This is a genomic window from Bacillus sp. FJAT-27986 (genome assembly GCF_001685035.1).
Classification (GTDB): domain Bacteria; phylum Bacillota; class Bacilli; order Bacillales; family Pradoshiaceae; genus Pradoshia.
Genome location: NZ_MAYV01000017.1, coordinates 110885 through 129602, shown reverse-complemented (window position 1 = coordinate 129602; position 18718 = coordinate 110885). Strand labels below are relative to the sequence as shown.

16 protein-coding genes and 1 riboswitch are annotated in these 18718 nt (G+C 38.6%); of the genes, 6 read left to right on the top strand and 10 right to left on the bottom strand.

The window, feature by feature from the left end; translation table 11 throughout:
* The first annotated feature begins 252 nt into the window (after positions 1–252).
* The gene (locus A8L44_RS15120; protein WP_066108186.1) at positions 253–1302 is read left to right on the top strand and encodes a 2,3-butanediol dehydrogenase; all 1050 of its coding nucleotides are present in this window, start codon (positions 253–255) and stop codon (positions 1300–1302) included.
* Between the two features lie 332 nt (positions 1303–1634).
* Positions 1635–2660, top strand: a complete 1026-nt coding sequence (gene adhP / locus A8L44_RS15115; RefSeq protein ID WP_066108183.1) for an alcohol dehydrogenase AdhP — start codon at positions 1635–1637, stop codon at positions 2658–2660.
* Between the two features lie 122 nt (positions 2661–2782).
* On the opposite strand, the gene A8L44_RS15110 is transcribed toward adhP, so the two are convergent.
* Positions 2783–4129, bottom strand: coding sequence for an amino acid permease (locus tag A8L44_RS15110; protein ID WP_066108180.1), 1347 nt, complete (start codon positions 4127–4129; stop codon positions 2783–2785).
* A gap of 172 nt (positions 4130–4301) precedes the next feature.
* A riboswitch (glycine riboswitch) is annotated at positions 4302–4379 on the bottom strand.
* A gap of 486 nt (positions 4380–4865) precedes the next feature.
* On the bottom strand, positions 4866–5777 hold the full coding sequence (locus A8L44_RS15105) for a DMT family transporter (protein WP_066108178.1): 912 nt from the start codon (positions 5775–5777) through the stop codon (positions 4866–4868).
* A 345-nt stretch (positions 5778–6122) separates the two neighbouring features.
* Here A8L44_RS15105 and A8L44_RS15100 point away from each other — a divergent pair, with 345 nt between their 5' ends.
* The 3 genes from A8L44_RS15100 to A8L44_RS15090 all read left to right on the top strand — a co-directional run bounded on the left by A8L44_RS15100 (position 6123) and on the right by A8L44_RS15090 (position 10572).
* On the top strand, positions 6123–7907 hold the full coding sequence (locus A8L44_RS15100) for a sensor histidine kinase (protein WP_066108175.1): 1785 nt from the start codon (positions 6123–6125) through the stop codon (positions 7905–7907).
* Positions 7882–8616 (top strand): LytR/AlgR family response regulator transcription factor, encoded by a 735-nt coding sequence (locus A8L44_RS15095; protein ID WP_066108171.1) that lies wholly within the window; start codon positions 7882–7884, stop codon positions 8614–8616. The genes A8L44_RS15100 and A8L44_RS15095 overlap by 26 nt, the downstream gene beginning before the upstream one ends.
* 138 nt (positions 8617–8754) lie before the next feature.
* On the top strand, positions 8755–10572 hold the full coding sequence (locus tag A8L44_RS15090; protein WP_066108168.1) for a carbon starvation CstA family protein: 1818 nt from the start codon (positions 8755–8757) through the stop codon (positions 10570–10572).
* A 65-nt stretch (positions 10573–10637) separates the two neighbouring features.
* Here the strand turns inward: A8L44_RS15090 and A8L44_RS15085 are convergent, their stop codons facing one another.
* Positions 10638–10913, bottom strand: coding sequence for a CC/Se motif family (seleno)protein (locus A8L44_RS15085; protein ID WP_066108164.1), 276 nt, complete (start codon positions 10911–10913; stop codon positions 10638–10640).
* Positions 10914–11039: 126 nt separating this feature from the next.
* Here A8L44_RS15085 and A8L44_RS15080 point away from each other — a divergent pair, with 126 nt between their 5' ends.
* Entirely contained in the window at positions 11040–11981 is a 942-nt protein-coding gene (locus tag A8L44_RS15080; protein WP_066108163.1) for a TRM11 family SAM-dependent methyltransferase, read from the top strand.
* Between the two features lie 58 nt (positions 11982–12039).
* Here A8L44_RS15080 and A8L44_RS15075 read toward each other — a convergent pair whose 3' ends face one another.
* The 7 genes from A8L44_RS15075 to qoxA form a co-directional block, all read right to left on the bottom strand.
* A complete protein-coding gene (locus tag A8L44_RS15075) occupies positions 12040–13434 on the bottom strand; it encodes a DHA2 family efflux MFS transporter permease subunit (protein ID WP_441294139.1) in 1395 nt (464 codons plus the stop codon).
* Between the two features lie 119 nt (positions 13435–13553).
* The gene (locus tag A8L44_RS15070) at positions 13554–14111 is read right to left on the bottom strand and encodes a TetR/AcrR family transcriptional regulator (RefSeq protein WP_066108573.1); all 558 of its coding nucleotides are present in this window, start codon (positions 14109–14111) and stop codon (positions 13554–13556) included.
* Positions 14112–14351: 240 nt separating this feature from the next.
* Positions 14352–14660 carry a hypothetical protein gene (locus tag A8L44_RS15065; RefSeq protein ID WP_066108154.1) on the bottom strand — a complete coding sequence of 103 codons (309 nt, stop codon included), beginning with the start codon at positions 14658–14660 and terminating at the stop codon, positions 14352–14354.
* 249 nt (positions 14661–14909) lie between these two features.
* Positions 14910–15191 (bottom strand): cytochrome aa3 quinol oxidase subunit IV, encoded by a 282-nt coding sequence (gene qoxD / locus A8L44_RS15060; RefSeq protein WP_066108151.1) that lies wholly within the window; start codon positions 15189–15191, stop codon positions 14910–14912.
* A 1-nt stretch (position 15192) separates the two neighbouring features.
* Positions 15193–15789 carry a cytochrome aa3 quinol oxidase subunit III gene (gene qoxC, locus A8L44_RS15055; RefSeq protein ID WP_066108148.1) on the bottom strand — a complete coding sequence of 199 codons (597 nt, stop codon included), beginning with the start codon at positions 15787–15789 and terminating at the stop codon, positions 15193–15195.
* Positions 15786–17732, bottom strand: a complete 1947-nt coding sequence (gene qoxB / locus A8L44_RS15050) for a cytochrome aa3 quinol oxidase subunit I (protein ID WP_066108144.1) — start codon at positions 17730–17732, stop codon at positions 15786–15788. Before qoxB ends, qoxC begins: the two co-directional genes overlap by 4 nt.
* A gap of 33 nt (positions 17733–17765) precedes the next feature.
* Positions 17766–18698: a cytochrome aa3 quinol oxidase subunit II gene (gene qoxA / locus A8L44_RS15045; protein WP_066108139.1), complete on the bottom strand. Its 933-nt coding sequence runs from the start codon at positions 18696–18698 to the stop codon at positions 17766–17768.
* Positions 18699–18718: the final 20 nt, after the last annotated feature.

Below are 18718 nucleotides of genomic sequence, written 5' to 3'. Positions count from 1 at the left end.
GGTTTTTAGTGAATTAAAGGATGGCTCTTAGTGATGGAGTCATCCTTTAATATTTAAGTTATTTTACACAAATATATGACTAAGATATTTTTAGGGGTTATTAAGATTACCTTTCTATTGTTCAAGTGTTTGTCATAAAAACAAATATAATTCAGATTAATCAGTTAATAAATTTGTTGTCAATCGATATAATGATATAATAAAAGTGTTCTGTATTATGCGTTTCTAACAAAATTTTAGGAGATGACCAATATGAAAGCACTCAGATGGTACAATGCTAAAGATTTAAGGTTAGACAATTTAGAGGAACCTACTGCCAAAAAGGGAGAAGCAAAAATTAAAGTTGAATGGTGCGGTATTTGTGGAAGTGACTTACACGAATATACAGCCGGTCCAATTTTTATCCCAACCGAAGAGCCACACCCATTGAGTAAGGAGAAAGCTCCGATTGTAATGGGACATGAATTTTCTGGACAAGTTGTAGAGGTTGGCGAAGGCGTAACCAGAGTCCAAGTTGGTGACCGTGTTACAGTTGAGCCCGTCTACTCCTGTGGAAAATGCGAAGCTTGTAAACAAGGAAAATATAATCTATGTGAGCTAATGGGCTTTTATGGTTTAGCAGGAGGCGGTGGAGGATTCTCTGAATACGCTTCTATACCGGAACATATGTTACATAAGCTGCCTGAAAATGTTTCATTTGAACAAGGGGCACTCGTAGAACCTTCAGCTGTTGCTGTACACGCTGTTAAACAAAGTAAACTTAAAGTTGGCGATAAAGCAGCGGTATTTGGAACAGGACCAATTGGTTTATTAGTTATTGAAGCGTTAAAAGCAGCTGGTGCGGCTGAAATTTATGCAGTAGAATTATCAGAACAACGCAGGCAAAAAGCAGAAGAACTTGGTGCTATTGCTATTGATCCGAATCAGGGTGATGTCGTTGAACAATTAACTAAATTGACAAATGGCGGTGTTGACGTTTCATATGAAGTAACAGGAGTACCGATTGTTTTAAAACAAGCTATTCATTCAACTAAATTTAATGGTGAAACGATGATTGTTAGTATTTTTGAAAAAGAAGCGTCTATTCATCCAAACGATATTGTTATGAAAGAACGTACAATCAACGGTATTATTGGATACCGTGATATATTTCCTGCTGTTATCAATTTAATGGCTCAGGGCTACTTCCCAGCTGACAAACTCGTTACCAAACGAATTAAGTTGGATGATGTGATTGAAGAAGGCTTTGAAGGTTTATTAAACGAACGAAATCATATTAAAATATTAGTAAAAGCTGAATAATCATTGTACAAATGCAAATATGATAATCATATATAGAAACTAAAATGGCCTTCTCTTCAAATGGAATGGCCATTTTAGTGTTTATGGATTTATTAGTAAGAAAGCAACACGTGGTGTATTGAATTTTGAGGTGTATTATACATTTCTGAGTATACAATTCTGCTAAAACACGTAATTTAGTCGTATTTGTGGAAGTTAGTTGGAGATGTATATATTTTAATAATCTGAATATATAAAATCGTTCAATATGTATTTACTTTGCTAACTATTATAATTATAATAAGTATGTGAAACATTGAGCAAGTTAATATACATACGGAGGATTGATTGGAATGAAAGCAGCTGTAGTGAGTGCAAAGAATCCTGGTAAAGTAGAATTAGTTGAAAAGGAGCTTCCTAAGTTAAAACCCGGTCAAGCTTTAGTTGATGTAGAATATTGCGGAGTATGTCATACAGACTTGCACGTAGCAAAAGGTGATTTCGGTGCAGTTCCGGGAAGAATTCCTGGACATGAAGGAATCGGCATTGTGAAAGAAATTGCAGACGACGTTACAAGTTTAAAAGTAGGAGATCGTGTCAGCATTGCCTGGTTCTTTAAGGGATGCGGAACTTGCGAATACTGTGTGACGGGAAATGAAACCTTCTGCCGCAGCGTACAAAACGCCGGCTTCACGGTTGATGGAGCAATGGCTGAGCAATGTATCGTAGAAGCGGACTATGCGGTTAAAGTACCTGAAGGTCTTGATCCAGCTCAAGCGAGCAGTATTACATGTGCAGGGGTAACTTGCTACAAAGCAATTAAAGTTTCTGATATTAAACCTGGTCAATGGATTGCTATCTATGGCTGTGGTGGATTAGGTAACCTTGCGATCCAATATGCGAAAAATGTATTCAATGCAAAAGTAATTGCAGTGGATATTAATGATGATAAATTGGCATTGTCCAAAGAAGTAGGAGCAGATCTTGTATGTAACCCATTAACAGATGGAGATGCAGGTGAGTGGATTCAGGAGAAAGTTGGAGGAGCTCATGCTGCAGTTGTTACAGCTGTTTCCAAAGTTGCCTTTAACCAGGCTGTTAACTCTGTTCGTGCCACTGCTAAAGTTGTTGCAGTAGGATTACCTCCTGAAACAATGGATTTGGCTATCGTGAAAACCGTATTGGATGGTATTCAAATCGTTGGTTCCTTAGTTGGTACACGTAAGGATTTAGAAGAGGCTTTCCAATTTGGAGCAGAGGGCAAAGTAGTGCCAATCGTTGAAACAAGATGCTTGCATGAAGTAAATGATATTTTTGAAGAAATGGAAGCAGGTAAAATCCAGGGCCGTATGGTCATCGATATGCACAAACACGAATAATTCCAATCAATAACCTTAAGTAATAAACCTCAAGCAGAATACTATAGAAAAAAAATGCACTCCAATTGTTAAGTGTAATCTAACAACTGGAGTGCATTATTATTTTTGCTTTTGCTCTATTATCATAATCTCTTCTTTTTATGATAGTTATATAAAATGAACAATAAGACAAACCATAATGGTGTAAGCAGCATTGCTAAGCGTGTTTCCGCAGCAATGAGCATTACAATCAGTATGAAAGCAAACATACCTAGGATTACATAATTTATAGCTGGTGTTAATGGAGCTTTGAATGTAGATTTAGCTCTTAAATCAGGTCTTGTTTTTACATATTTGATATGCGAGATTAAAATAATGCTCCATACCCAAATGAAACAGATGGCGCTGATTGTTGTGACGATTGTAAAGGCCTGCTCTGGTATCAGCTTGCTAAGCAGTGCACCGACAGAAACTACAATAGTAGAAGTTAATAATGCATTGCTCGGTACATGGTGTTTATTTAATTTGCCAAGTTTTTTTGGTGCTTCATTATGATTGCTTAAGTTGTACATTATCCGGCTGGTTGAGAATAAACCGCTGTTTGCAGCAGAGGCTGCCGATGTTAATACAACAAAGTTGATAATACCTGCCGCCATTGGAATCCCGATTAAGGCGAAGACACCTACAAATGGGCTGCTTGTCGCACTTAATTGATCCCAAGGATTGATGCATAAAATAACAAATAAGGCACCTACATAAAACAGTAAAATCCGTACCGGTATTTTGTTGATAGCAGATGGAATGTTTTTTCGTGGATTAGCTGTTTCAGCAGCAGATACACCAATAAGTTCAACTCCGACGAAGGAGAAGACAACCATTTGCAGTGATAGTAAGAACCCTGATATTCCATTCGGGAACATGCCGCCATGATTCCAAAGGTTAGAAACAGAAACAGTTCCGCTATCTGTTTCAAATCCAATCACAAGCAGTACGATTCCTACGACAATTAGTGCAACAATAGTGACGACTTTAATAATCGCAAACCAGAATTCCAACTCACCAAACAGTTTGACGGTTAATAGATTTAATCCTAATAGAATTACTAAACAGATGATGGCAGGCACCCATTGCGGGATATCAAACCAGTATTGTGTATATAAACCAACAGCGATAATATCAGCCATGGCTGTCATAATCCAGCAGAACCAATACGTCCAGCCAGTCACAAATCCAGCCCATGGACCCAAATATTCAGCTGCGAAATCGATAAATGATGTATGATTTGTATTGGATAAAAGTAATTCACCCAGTGCTCTCATAACAAAAAATAGAGCTACTCCGATAATCAGATAAGAAAATAAGATGGATGGACCGGCTAAATGAATGGATTTTCCGGAGCCTAAAAATAAGCCGGTTCCAATTGTGCCCCCAATTGCTATTAATTGTACATGACGATTTTTTAAATCCCTTTTTAACTCTTGCTTAGCCAAGTTGCATGCCCCCGTTTAATCTTAGATGTCTAAAACAGGCACCTAGTAAAATAGATATTTATCATTTTTCTCGCTTTATTTAGATACTATGTCTCACCTCACTATTGATATTTGACAATAAAAAAAGAGATTGGTTGTCTCCAATCTCTAAAAGGGCAAGAATAACAAAAATCGTTACCATTCTGTCCTTTTGCCTGAGATTGTGAATCCTTCGGCGCTGTATAAATACAGTCTCTCCAGAAGCTGCTCCCGCCATAGTTTTATCCACAGCGATCAAAGCGTGCTATATTAAATTATCAATTATTAGATTATGTTAACTTATTAACATAATTCTGAAAAAATATTATGAAAAAAATGCTATCACTAAATTATTATGTTGTCAAACTAAGTACATGTAATTAAATGATTTGTTGAAGCATATGGAAGAGCCCAAGATTTACTTGAAATATATATAATCCATATGCTTTTGAACAATCAATTAATGATACTAAACAAGCTTCAGTTCTGATAAACCATACTATAAGTATTAAATAGTAAAGAAAGGTACTAGGTATCTCTCTTTTTTTGTTTTTTCCTTTAGAAATATAAGCATGGCAATGAGGTTAAGGGGAAGGCCAGAATCGAGAGCTCTCTTTTTCATGTTTATCTTAGCAGTAGCACAATTCATTCTGAAAAAAAGACCAAATCCATAAGGGATTTGGTCTTTAATCTACATTATTAAAAGGCAAATTCAAATTTAGAGTTCATCCGCTATCCCCAGCAGGATAATACCGAAGATAACAACTGCGATGATCATGTATTGTTTTTTAGTCAGCTTCTCTTTTAGGAAGATTCGTGACAGGATAATTGAAAAGATACTGTAAGAAGCAATCAATGGTGCTGCGATAATTGCATAGCCTGATGCCATGGCAAATACGTAGAAAAATTGACCAATCGTTTCCAAAATAGCTGCTATCCCTTTATCGCGCTCTTTAAATACATGGAAGGATTCCTTCTTTATAAAGCGAAGATAGATAAAACATACGGCAGCGCATAGGAAAAAGGTATATTCATACGCAAGTAAAGCTGAATTTTCGCTGATTAGATTCAATTCATCCAGATAGATGGCATCCGCAAATGTAGCAAGTCCATCAATAATGCAATATAAAATTGGGAAGATAATAGCCAAGAAACCAATTTGGTATTTTTTATCGATATGCTCAGAATTCAGTCGACGAGCTTCATCTTCTGCTCTTTTTTCCAGAACGGCTATCCCCACAATCCCAAGAGTGATGATGATAATCCCAAGTACTTCAATGATACTTAGCTCATGAGTGAAAAAGATGAAGAGCAGAATGCTTGTTACGACACCTGAGGAATTCTGTATTGGTGAGGCGATAGACAATTCAATATAGCGCAAACCAATATACCCAAATGCCATGGAAAGGATGTATAAAGAAGATACTGGTAAATAATGAATCATCTCCATTGGATTGAACTGTATATCTTTTATAATCATATAGGCTGTTGCATGAATTCCCATGACAAGACCAACCATGATGATAATTTTAATATGGCTGTACTTGTCGTTGCTGTCTGATCCCTTTTTATAAAATAGGTCAGCACCACCCCATGCTAAAGCTGTTAGTAGTGAAAAAATAAACCACATAACGATTCTCCTTGTTGAAGTTTAATAAGCTTTCTGAACCCCGTATAACAAGACATACAAAATCGTTTACTCAAGTGAGAAGACGTTACTGCTGCTATTGCAAAACGGAGAGCAGAGCTGTGAATAAAAATGAATTTTAATAGAGTCACAGAGTCAAGAATATAATTTCATTGTAAACTGTGTCAAGGGATTTAAAGGATGAATCTATAATAGAAGTGTGCATTTAATATAACAATAGTAATGAAAGGGCTATCTTTTTGTTTTTCTTAATTTTTCAAATATAATAAAGGGAGAATTAACAATTATAGAAGAGGATGGAAAGTTCGCTAACCAGGGGAGATGGCTATGTTAGATTTAGTCCCAATTATGCTTGAAAAGGTAGGCATTATTGTCATTGTAGCCTTTTTAATTTCTAAAATGAATTCCTTTCGCCAAATCATTCACCCAGACCATAATCTAAATGAGCAGTTGAAATTATTTCTATTATTCGGCATGTTTGGGATTATTAGTAATTATACTGGAATAGAAGTTTATCATTCTATGGTTGAAGAGAATAGATGGCTTTCAGCTATTGGAGAAGATAGTGCCATTGCTAATACAAGAGTGATGGGTGTTGTGATAGGCGGATTATTGGGAGGTCCCGTTGTTGGAGGAGGAGCTGGTCTGATAGCCGGTATACACCGTTATACATTGGGAGGGTTTACAGCCTTTTCCTGCGCCCTTTCTACCATCCTGGCCGGAATATTGGCAGGGTATATAGGCAACAGAAGAAAAAGGAGCGGGGGTCAGATAACTCCTTTGTTTGCTGCAGGAATTGGGATGTCCCTCGAAGCTTTGCAAATGGTGATTATCCTTGCGACTGCCAAACCTCTTGAGCATGCATGGAGCCTCGTGCAGTTTATCGGTTTACCAATGATCACCATGAATGGATTCGGAACACTATTATTTATGCTGATCGTTCAGTCTATAAAACGTGATGGGGAGATAGCGCGTGCGAATCAAACCAATCAGGCATTTTTAATTGCGGACCAGACTCTTCCGCATTTTCGACAGGGCTTAAACACCCAATCATGCAAAGAAATATCAAAAATTATGCTTAATTTAACCGATGCAGATGCTGTCTCTATCACGGATGAACATTTGGTTCTTGCACATTTGGGGGCAGCCTCCGATCATCATAAACCTGGCGTGAAGCCGAGTACTGGGCTGACTAAAAAAGTACTTGAATCAGGATATGTTTCAATAGCCAAATCGAAGGAGGAAATCGAGTGCAGGCATAAGGACTGTCCGCTCGTAGCTGCCATCGTCCTCCCTTTAAAAGTGAAGGGGGAAATCTCTGGAACTTTAAAATTGTATTATACAAAGCCGGATAAATTAGACAGAGTTCAGCAGCAGTTAGCAGAGGGGCTGGCTAATTTATTTTCAACTCAGCTTGAGCTGGCAGAAGCGGAAAGGCAGGCGAGGCTTTTAAAGGATGCTGAGATAAAAGCCCTGCAGGCTCAGATTCATCCACACTTCTTATTTAATAGTTTAAATACGATATCTGCCTTATGCCGGACTGATCCTGATAAAGCTCGTAAACTACTATTGGAATTAAGTTTATTTTTTCGAGGCAATTTACAGGGAGCCAGACAGTTGCTGATCCCGTTAGAAAAAGAGCTGGAAAATGTGAAAGCCTATTTATCTTTAGAGCAAACACGTTTTCCTCATAAATATGAAGTTAATTTTGATATAGAGAATGGATTAGAAAATGTATTGATTCCCCCATTTTTATTGCAGCCTTTGGTAGAGAATGCGATTCATTATGCATTTCCACAAAGAAAACAGTTTGGGAAAATTAATATACAAGTGTGCTCACATGGCAATTATATGAGAATGATTGTTGCGGATAATGGACAGGGGATTGTGGAAGAAAGGTTGAAAAGTCTGAGCAAGCAGGTTGTACCGTCAGCCGGTGGAAACGGTACAGCCATTTTTAATATTAGTGAACGCTTAAAAGGTATTTATAATAACCAAGCCCATTTTAAGGTTGATAGCAAAGTGGGTGAGGGCACCACTGTTAATATCTTAATCCCGCTGGAAAGTAAAGGAGGTGACGAGCAGGATGCTACGAGCCTATGTAGTGGATGATGAACCATTAGCCAGGGACGAATTGAAATATTTACTAGCAAGAAGCAGAGAAGTGGAGATCTTGGGTGAGAGTGATTGTATAGATGATGCATTACATGATATTCCACTGTTAAAGCCGGATATTGTCTTCTTAGATATTGAATTAGCGGGAGAGAACGGATTACATTTAGCCGCTAAACTAGAAGGTCTGAACCCGGTTCCAGCTATCGTTTTTGCGACTGCCTATGACGAGTATGCTCTTCAGGCTTTTGACGTAAATGCGGTAGATTATCTTTTGAAACCGTTCAGTGAAGAACGTATTCATAAAATGCTGGACAAAGTTAAAAAGCTTCATTTACACACAAAGGAGCCTGGAAAAGTAGATACCAGTAATCTTCAATGTAAGGGAAAAATAGCTGTTATGACAGAAGAAAAAATTATATTGCTTACATGCAATGATATCGTATTCCTAGAATCATACGAAGGAAAGTGTAAAATCCGGGCTGTTAATCATCTTTATAAAGTAAGTGAGGCACTGATTGGATTAGAAAAAAAATTGCCCCGGACACAATTCTTTCGGGTACATCGGAGCTATCTTGTGAATATCGATCATATCGTGGAGATATTACCATGGTTTAATTCAACCTATAACTTACGTATGTCGGATGGTTCCGAGGTTCCAGTCAGTCGAACCTATGTAAAGGAACTGAAACAATTACTAGGATTATAGGATTGATTTGCTATTCATTAGTTGTAAGTTGTAATTCATCCCATTTATTTTGCGGTTCATTTTGAAAATGAGGTGTAAGTGTTTTCATTTGATAATATGAAAATATAATACGTATGCAAAAAAGGGGGAACACCAAAAATGAATGCGATTACAATTGTTATTGGTTCGATTTGTATCCTTTTAATAGCCTATCGTTTGTATGGGACATTTATGGCGGCCAAGGTGTTAAAATTATCCAATGATAAACCAACACCAGCTGAAAAGCTTGAGGATGGTCAGGACTATGTGCCAACAAATAAATGGGTAGTATTTGGACACCATTTTGCAGCCATTGCTGCTGCAGGCCCATTGGTTGGTCCGATTTTGGCAGCTCAGTTTGGTTATTTACCCGGTCTGATTTGGCTATTGGTTGGGGCAGTAATTGGAGGAGCAGTTCATGATACAGTAGTGCTCTTTGCCTCTATGCGCCGCGATGGTAAATCATTATCCGAGGTAGCAAAAGAAGAACTTGGACCTGTAGCAGGATTCTGTACAGGATTGGCCATGCTATTCATTATCACAATTACGATGGCAGGTTTGTCATTGGTTGTACTTGGAGCACTTGAAAGAAACCCATGGGGTACATTTGCGGTAGGGATTACAATTCCGATTGCGATGTTAGTGGGAATCTATCATAAAAAGACAGGGAATTTAAAAGTCCCGACGACCGTTGGATTTATCTTAATTATGCTAGCAATTTTCTTTGGTCCACAAATTCAGGGAACATGGTTAGGCGATTTCTTAACGCTTGAAAAGAGCACTCTTGCTATTATATTACCAGTCTATGCCTTTTTCGCTGCTGCACTTCCTGTTTGGTTATTGCTTGCACCACGTGATTATTTAAGTACATTTATGAAAATAGGAGTTTTCGCGGCACTTATCATTGGTGTATTTATCGTTAACCCTTCAGTTGAGTTTCCTGCTATTATTCCAGATTTCATTAACGGTGGAGGTCCAATTGTGGCCGGCCCAGTATGGCCGTTTATTTCAATCACAATTGCCTGTGGTGCCATTTCAGGTTTCCATGCTTTTGTTGGATCAGGTACTACTCCGAAAATGGTCAGCCGTTGGAGCGATATTAAAGGTGTAGCCTTTGGTGCGATGCTAGTAGAATGTTTAGTGGCTATTATGGCATTGATTGCTGCAGTTGCCCTTCAACCTGGAGATTATTTTGCGATTAACTCTACACCTGAAGTCTATTCAACATTGGGAATGGAAACAGTCCATTTAGATAGATTGGAAGAAGCAGTAGATATGGACCTTGAAGGAAGAACGGGTGGAGCAGTAACACTTGCTGTTGGTATGACGGAAATCTTTACCAGTGTACCATTCTTCCAACACTTAGCTTCCTATTTTTATCAATTCGTAATCCTGTTTGAGGCGGTATTTATTTTAACAGCGATTGATTCAGGAACCAGGGTTGCCAGATATCTCATCCAGGACTTCTTTGGAGACTTTATTAAACCTTTGAAACGAACAGATTCTCTGGGAGCTAATATTTTTGCCAGTGCATTAGCCTGCTTTATTTGGGGATATCTATTATTCTCTGGAGATATCAGTTCCGTCTGGGCACTGTTTGGAGTATCCAACCAGTTGATGGCGTCAATCGGACTGATTGTCGGAGCTACCGTTGTCTTAAAAATTGCAGAGAAACGCTGGTATATGCTGACATGCTTAGTCCCATTGGCGTATCTATATGTTACGGTTAATGTGGGTGGATTCTGGATGATTAAGAATGTCTATTTGAATCCGGATGCAGGTGGATATAATGTATTGAACGGTGTTCTATCCATTATCATGCTTGCGTTAGGTGTCGTGATTATGGTGGCTTCCATCATAAAATGGGTTAATCTATCCAAAATCCCACAAGCAGAATTGGTTAAACAATCAGAGGAAGAATTGATGAAAACAATGTAAAAAAAACAGGTAAAGGGTCGTAATAAATGGCCCCTTTACCTGTTTTTTTATTGTTTAAAAGTGAATTATTGAAGCTTAACGGAGAGGGATTTTAGGAAAGGAATGCCCGATAATGTAAGAATCACTTTCCCCTTTTTTCGCACATTTTTATGAATATAAAATGATACTTGATCGGATGTGATTTGAGAATAATGATTTAGAGTTTTAGGTTTGCCGGGCAATGCTATAAGTTCCTGAACGCCGGGGGCACAGCAAGCTTTAACATCCAAATTTTTTATGGTTACTTGATCCCCTTTTGATACAATCCACTTTTTTGATTCTTCGTCCATTTCAATAATCATTTTTGGTGCCTCCTTCAGGTGAGGTATATTCTTAACTATAATGGATGGTATTTTAGTTTCCTATAAAAATGCATTATAATAGAGTGATATAAGCTTTTTATAGATTGTTGAAGAGAATACAACAGAATGGGATTGGTGGAGCCAATTTTTATATACACATATGCATGCAGTTCAGAGGAAGAATCTTTATGCAAAATGGAATTCAGGGCGTTGTTTGACATGAATCCTGATGATTTTGTTTTTAAAAGTACAAGAAAAGTCGATCCAAGCCGAAGCCCCTTTATTAGGGAAAGAATAGAGGTCCTGACCGAAGGGGATAGTTTGGAGACCCTTTATCACAAGGCAGGCAAACTTTCCTTTCCGGATCAGACATTCAAAACAATCTTTGTGAAAACAAATGATCTAGAGGATAAAGTTAGCTTTAGTCACCGAAGAAAGATTGAACGGGAAATAGGATTAAAAATCCAGGGTGAAGCTGATTTGGAGAAGCCGGATATCGTTCTTGGCATCATTACTTGCGGCGGAAAATGGTATGTAGGTATTTATGAAAAAAATGAAGCGGTCTGGTTGCATCATCAAAAGAAACCACGAGAGTATTCGACAGCTCTCAGTACTAGAATGGCAAGGGCTGTTGCTAATATCGCGGTTCCCAACCCTGTTGGTGTGAAAGCGATTGACCCATGCTGTGGAATTGGGAATGTACTGGTGGAAGCCTTGTCAATGGGGATTACGATTTGTGGACGTGATATCAAGCCATTGCCAGCTATTGGTGCCAGAGAAAATGTAGCTCATTTTGGATATAGCTGTGATATAGCAATCGGTGCAATTGAGGAAGTTACGGACCATTATGATGCAGCTATCATTGATTTACCCTATAATTTATGCCATACAGCGAGCCCGAAAGAACAATTATCAATTTTAACGCATGCAAATCGCATTGCAGACAGAATTGTTATTGTTACAGGGGAACGGATTGATGACATGATCAAGGAAGCTGGCTTAACTATACAGGATCGATGTGAAGCAAAGAAGATTGGGTTTACAAGAGAGATTTTGTTATGTTATTAGATTAATAAATAAAAAAGAGGGTGGCATGATTTTTGCCACCCTCTTATTCTATATACTTTTAAACATCTACACGCTTAACGAAGAAAGAAACTACCAATCCGATTATGGAGGCAATCAACGCAAATAGAAAGGCGTTTTGCACACCGGCTGTCAAAGCTTCAGAGGCAGCAAGCGGATTATTGGGATCAGCTGTAGCCAAATAGCTTGCCTGGCCAGCTGACATGATGCTAACAGCAACTGCTGTCCCAATCGCCCCTGCAATTTGCTGAAGTGTATTCATGACAGCAGCTCCATCAGGGTAATACTGTCTTGGCAACTGGTTTAACCCATTTGTTTGCGAAGGCATCATAATCATGGCAACCCCAATCAACATGCATGTGTGCAAGATGATAACCGTTAATTGGGTAGTTTCGGTTGTTATATTAGTAAATAAGTAGGTAAATATTGTTGTTAATACAAAACCGGGAATAACCAAGTATTTTGGCCCGAAGGTATCAAATAATTTCCCCGTAATTGGTGACATAATTCCATTCACAATACCGCCAGGCAATAAGACAAGGCCGGCTGCAAAAGCTGACAATAACATTCCGCCCTTTAAGTACATAGGCAATAGAATGGATGAGGATAAGATGATCATCATACCCAGGAATACCATTAAAAGTCCAATAGAGAACATAGGGAACTTAAATACGCGTAAATTAAGCATTGGCTGTTCCATTTTAAACTGGCGGAAAGAGAATAGGATAAGGCTGAGTGCCCCAACAATAATCGGTAAAAGAACAGCTGGGTCGCTCCATGAGCCAGCACCCTCCCCGGCACTGCTGAAACCAAAGACGATTCCTCCAAAACCAATGGATGAAAGAATAATAGACAGAATATCTATTTTTGGTTTTGTGATGGTTGATACATTTTGCATATAGATGAGACCATATACGAATGTAAAAATAAGCAAAGGTAAGCATAGCCAGAAAATCGATTGCCAGCCCAGACTGTCTACGATTAATCCTGATAGGGTTGGACCGACAGCAGGTGCAAACATAATGACAAGCCCCATCATCCCCATAATTGTTCCGCGTCTATGAGGTGGGTATATAACCATAATAACATTTGTCATTAACGGTAGTAATAGACCTGTTCCTATAGCCTGAATGACACGTGCTAATAGAAGAATGGCAAAGTTAGGTGCCATAGCTCCTACTAAGGTCCCTACGATTGAAAAAATGAGGGAGGCACTAAATAGTTGCTTGGTAGTAAACCATTGGAGCAGTAATGCAGTTACAGGCACAAGAATCCCAAGTACAAGTAAATATCCTGTTGTTAACCACTGAACGACATGGGGACCAATGTGAAAGTCATCCATAATGTTTGTAAAAGCCATATTTAAGGCAGTTTCACTGAAGAGTCCAATAAAAGCACCAATCATAATAGCAATCACGATTGGAAGTGGCTTAATCTGCTTATTTTCTAAATTTGTAGCATGATTATTACTCAAATAATATTCCCCTTTCATTATGTATAATTACTAGACCAGTCTATATAATACGCTGATTAAGGATATACATTTATGTTTGCTTATTTCTTTAATATATCGGGCAGACATTTAGAGATGTTTAGTAAAGGCTGTCCATTTAAATTGGTTAGCGAACGGGTGATGGCTCCTTCGATCATTGAATTAACCAATAGACTTAAACGGTGCGCTTTTTCTGGTTCAAAGCCATCTTGAAGCATTTTATCATAATAAAGTGTTTCCCAGCCTTCAAATGCTGCCTTGCACGCTTTGCGTAAAGGTTCGCTCATTAAGGAAGTTTCCGCTGCCAATAATCCAATTGGTAAACCTTCAAAAAGGTCATTTTTATTGAAATGTTGAGCGATTTTTTCAATATGATATTGGAATGCCTCTAAGGTATGATCATACTGATTCATGGCCAGCTTAATATCATTTTCAATTTGAACGGCCATTTTATTGACTGCTTCTACGGCCAGTTGTTCTTTACCATCAGGGAAGTGATAATATAAAGACCCTTTAGGGGCACCGCTTTCCTTCAGAATTTGATTTAAGCCTGTTGCATGATATCCCTGTATGTTGAAAAGGCGAGTAGCAGCCTCTAAAATTTTTTGACGCGAGTCCATTTTTGCACTCACATGAAATCCCTCTTTTCAAGTATAATGACTGGTCTATATAAATGAGTGACTGTTTCATTCTATAAGATGGCTGTATTTTATGTCAATCATTCGTTGCAGGTATATTTTTTCGAGAGTAGATAGATTAGAAAGGGTGGTTGAGGTTATAAATTGGTTCTTCCAATGAAAAGAGATGAGTAGATGGGGTTGTAATAGAAATGGTCCCTTAAGGCTAAGGGACCAATAACTTTAAGCAGCTAATAGCTGTTTCTTGATTAATATTTCTCGATCGGCAGCATAAACAGGGCGATAGCCGTTTGTAATTAGGTTTTTAATATAGATTTTATTATAGATAAAGGCGAAAACGCCGCTTGTTAGCAATGCGCCTAATCCAAATAGAAAAAGATTGATTGTGATGGATATACCAAGCATAATAATCGCCCATTTATAGTCTTTGCGAAATAAAGCAGGGAATATTCCAAAAAAGAGAGTAGTCCAACTGAAGCCAAGCTTGACCTCTTTTATAATGCCATCCTTGTTTATTAGAGATATTTTCATACAATCACTCCTGGTTCATATAGTTCCATCATAAAAGAATTTTTAAAATGAATACATGGTAGTTTATAGAAGCATGTGTATGGTATGCAGGTAATTTGAGTAATAGAGAAATATCTATTATATAGGATTAAGGGACGAACAGAATGAGGGGAATGGTAGGCATAGGAGCTCTTACTTTGGCAAACTCATAATAAGAAAAACGGACAGCGACTAGAACTCGCTGTCCGTTTCGTATAGCTGTATCGATTTTTACCAATCCCAAAGCAAGACGAACATGGAACCGAAGATGGTAACTAGGGCTACAAATAATGCATAAAGGATATTGGTATAGAGTGTTCTTCTTTCCTTGGATTCATTAATATGCATGAACAGGAATATCTGCAAACTTGCTTGTAAGCCAGCTGTGATAAGCAAAATAGCCATTTTAAATCCAAATGATATCTCCAGGAAAAGAACTAATAATGCTGCCACTGTTAGAGCGATGGATGATAAAAATCCTATGATATGCTCTTTAGGGAATAACTTAGCCATTTTACATCAGTCCTTTCAGGTAGACGAAGCTGAAGATGAAAATCCAAACAACGTCCAGGAAGTGCCAGTACAGTGAAAAAATAAATGCTTTATTGGCAGTAAGGTGATTAATTCCGCGTCTGCTCACTTGAATCAGAATAGCGATTCCCCATAGAATTCCTCCGGTTACGTGGGCTCCGTGTGTTCCAAGCAATGTAAGTAATGCAGAAGTGAAGCCGCTTGTTTGGATGGAAGCTCCTTCGTGTACATAATGGAAGAACTCATAAATTTCAATGCCTAGGAAGGCTAATCCAAGGACAAGCGTAATCGAGAACATAACCATCATTGCTTTTTTCATGCCCATCCGCATAGCGTGAATCGCGATCCCAATCGTAAAACTACTTGCCAAAAGAATAAAGGTTTCAGCTAAAACCCCACCAAGAGCGAAGATATCGCTCCCGGAAGGCCCATCACCTGTACGATTTTCCAGTACAAAGTAGACAGTAAACAGTGTAGCGAATAATACGATCTCTGCTCCAAGGAAAATCCAGAAGCCCAGTATCTTAAGCTGATTTTGTTCAGTACTATATTCCAATGGTTGAGAGGCATCTAATTTCATTCTGTCTCACCTCGCAATTTTCTTTCTTCTTCTTCAATTTCTTTCACAGATATATGGAACCCATGATCATCATTGAAGGAACGTACAAACATCAAATAGATAATTGGAACCGCAGCGATAATGGCTGGAATCCACATACTAAATACCATAAAGAATCCCCAGAAGAAGAAGGCCACTGCCATTAGAAACGGTTTAAAGTCACTGCTAGGCATGTGTATTTCTTCGATTTTTCGTGTGAACAGATTATGTGTACCTTTTTTGTGATCCCACCAGGAATCTACAGAATCCACTTCAGGAGTAATGGCAAAGTTATAGGCTGGAACAGGTGTTTTCGTTGCCCATTCCAATGTACGGCCACCCCATGGATCTGAGTCTCCTTTTAGTCTTGGAGCATAACGGAAGCTCCAGTAGAAGCTATAAACGAGAACGATGAATCCAATTGCTAAACCTACAGCACCTAATGATGCGATAAGGTTCAATGGTCCATACCCAGTTTCTTCAGAGTACGTATACATTCTTCGGTTCATCCCTTTAAGTCCCAATGCGAATAGAGGCAGGAATGTGACATTGAATGAAATAGAAATAATCCAGAATGCGATTTTTCCTAATTTCTCGTCTAATTTGAATCCAAAGATTTTAGGGAACCAGAAATACATACCCGCCAGTACCCCAAACACTGTACCCGGTATTAAAACATAGTGGAAATGGGCTACCAAGAACATTGTATTATGATATTGATAATCCGCACTTGCCATCGCTAGCATAACCCCTGTGACTCCACCAAAGGTGAAGATTGGTATGAATGCCAGGGCATACAGCATTGGCGTGGTAATTTCAATTTTTCCTTTATACATCGTAAGGAGCCAGTTAAATATCTTAACTCCTGTAGGTACAGCGATTAACATCGTAGTAATCGAGAAGAAGCTGTTTGCCATGGCACCTTGACCCATCGTATAGAAATGGTGAACCCATACAGTAAAGGATAGGGCAGAGATGGCAAGCATACTGAACACCATTGATTTGTATCCATACAGATTTTTTCTCGCGAATGTTGAAATAACCTCACTGAATATACCAAAGGCAGGAAGAATAACGATATATACTTCAGGATGGCCCCATACCCAGAACAGGTTAGCCCAAAGCATATCCATTCCGCCATCTTGCATAGTGAAAAATTGTGTACCAAACAAACGGTCAAACATCATTAAGGCAAGAGCTACTGTTAAAACAGGGAAAGCAAAAACGATAATGATGCTAGTGATTAAAATAGACCATGTGAACATTGGCATTTTCCATAGAGTCATACCAGGTGCTCTCATTTTTAAAATTGTAACGATAAAATTAACACCCGTTAGCAGCGTCCCAATACCGGCAATCTGAATCGCAATACTGTAGTAGTTATTCCCCACAGTAGGGCTGAATTCTATACCTGCAAGCGGGAAGTAGGCTGACCATCCGGCATCCGGTGATCCACCAATAACGAACGAGATATTAAATAGCATTGCTCCGGCAAAGAATAACCAGAAGCTGATAGCATTTAAATAAGGGAAAGCAACGTCACGCGCCCCAATTTGAAGAGGCACAACAATATTCATTAATCCAATGATAAATGGCATTGCCATAAATAAAATCATAACCACGCCATGCGTTGTAAAGATTTCGTTATAATGCTGTGCATCAAGCAGTCCGTTTTCAGGCTTAGCTAACTGTCCACGCATTAATAAACCATCAACACCGCCGCGGAATAACATAACTAAAGCACAGAGAATATACATGACCCCAATACGTTTATGATCAACAGTGGTAAGCCATTCATCTTTAAGCCAGCGCCATTTCTTAAAATAAGTCAGGCCGATAACGATAGCCAGCGATACAGCGACAATACTTACCATTGCGCCATAGATTAACGGGCCACCATGTACTATAAATTTATCCCAATCCAAGGTTGTAACTCCTTTCTTATGAAAGCTTTAATTTTAATGATTTGAATGATTCTCGTGCTCGGAATTACCTTTTTCTGTATCTTCATCAAACGTGTTGTCTGCTTCATCGCTCTCGTTTGATGGAGATGGTTCAGAACCATGATGATGTCCTTCCGGTGGAGGGCTGAAATCCAAGTGAGTAGAAGAATATGATTGTCTGCCGACGTGTGCTGTATCAAGCAGTTTTTCAAATTTTTCTTCTGTTAACTTATCTTCATTTGCTTTTACATCACTAACCCATTCTTCGAAATCATCTGGAGTCATAGACAGTGCTTCAAAATCCATATGGGCGTAGCCTTCACCACTGAAGTTTGCATTTCTTCCCATCATGGAAGCTGGTGTTTCAGCTACAAAATTTAATTTTGTTACCATGTCACTCATGGCGTATTTTTGACCACCGAGCTGTGGAATCCAGAAGCTTGTAATTGGTCCATAAGAATATAGACGGAATTCTACTACTCTATTAGTTGGAATGTTTACATAGTTAACCGTCTCAATACCTTGCTCTGGATAACTGAAATGCCATTTCCAGTTTGAAGAAGCTGCGTAGATAACCAATGGTTTTTGATCTTCATAGCCTTTTGGCTTTCCTTCTACTTCAAATGTAGTTTTAACTGTGACTACAGCTAAAACGGCTACAATAATAATTGGTATGACTGTCCATGTTATTTCAAGCGCCTTGCTGCCTTCCATATGTGGAGGCTCGTAATCTTTTGGAGCTTTGGATGCTCGGTATTTATATAAAATAACGATAAAAAGTACATATACTACAAGCACAACAGCTGCCATTAAAGCCATTGAGAAAAGAATGGCATTGGATTGTGTTTTTGCGACAGGACCATTTGTGTCGAATACAACCCAGTCACATCCCGCTAACATAAGAATAGACGCCATCATGGAACTCAAAAGTGCCCATTTTTTATTCATATTTTTCCCCTTCCTAATGT

What these genes read in the sequence shown, in the direction of transcription:
- A8L44_RS15120 (WP_066108186.1), top strand. Translation starts at nt 253, where the DNA reads ATGAAAGCACTCAGATGGTACAATGCTAAAGATTTAAGGTTAGACAAT.
- adhP (WP_066108183.1), top strand. Translation starts at nt 1,635, where the DNA reads ATGAAAGCAGCTGTAGTGAGTGCAAAGAATCCTGGTAAAGTAGAATTA.
- A8L44_RS15105 (WP_066108178.1), bottom strand. Translation starts at nt 5,777, where the DNA reads ATGTGGTTTATTTTTTCACTACTAACAGCTTTAGCATGGGGTGGTGCT.
- A8L44_RS15100 (WP_066108175.1), top strand. Translation starts at nt 6,123, where the DNA reads ATGTTAGATTTAGTCCCAATTATGCTTGAAAAGGTAGGCATTATTGTC.
- A8L44_RS15095 (WP_066108171.1), top strand. Translation starts at nt 7,882, where the DNA reads ATGCTACGAGCCTATGTAGTGGATGATGAACCATTAGCCAGGGACGAA.
- A8L44_RS15090 (WP_066108168.1), top strand. Translation starts at nt 8,755, where the DNA reads ATGAATGCGATTACAATTGTTATTGGTTCGATTTGTATCCTTTTAATA.
- A8L44_RS15085 (WP_066108164.1), bottom strand. Translation starts at nt 10,913, where the DNA reads ATGATTATTGAAATGGACGAAGAATCAAAAAAGTGGATTGTATCAAAA.
- A8L44_RS15080 (WP_066108163.1), top strand. Translation starts at nt 11,040, where the DNA reads ATGGGATTGGTGGAGCCAATTTTTATATACACATATGCATGCAGTTCA.
- A8L44_RS15070 (WP_066108573.1), bottom strand. Translation starts at nt 14,111, where the DNA reads ATGGACTCGCGTCAAAAAATTTTAGAGGCTGCTACTCGCCTTTTCAAC.
- A8L44_RS15065 (WP_066108154.1), bottom strand. Translation starts at nt 14,660, where the DNA reads ATGAAAATATCTCTAATAAACAAGGATGGCATTATAAAAGAGGTCAAG.
- qoxD (WP_066108151.1), bottom strand. Translation starts at nt 15,191, where the DNA reads ATGGCTAAGTTATTCCCTAAAGAGCATATCATAGGATTTTTATCATCC.
- qoxC (WP_066108148.1), bottom strand. Translation starts at nt 15,789, where the DNA reads ATGAAATTAGATGCCTCTCAACCATTGGAATATAGTACTGAACAAAAT.
- qoxA (WP_066108139.1), bottom strand. Translation starts at nt 18,698, where the DNA reads ATGAATAAAAAATGGGCACTTTTGAGTTCCATGATGGCGTCTATTCTT.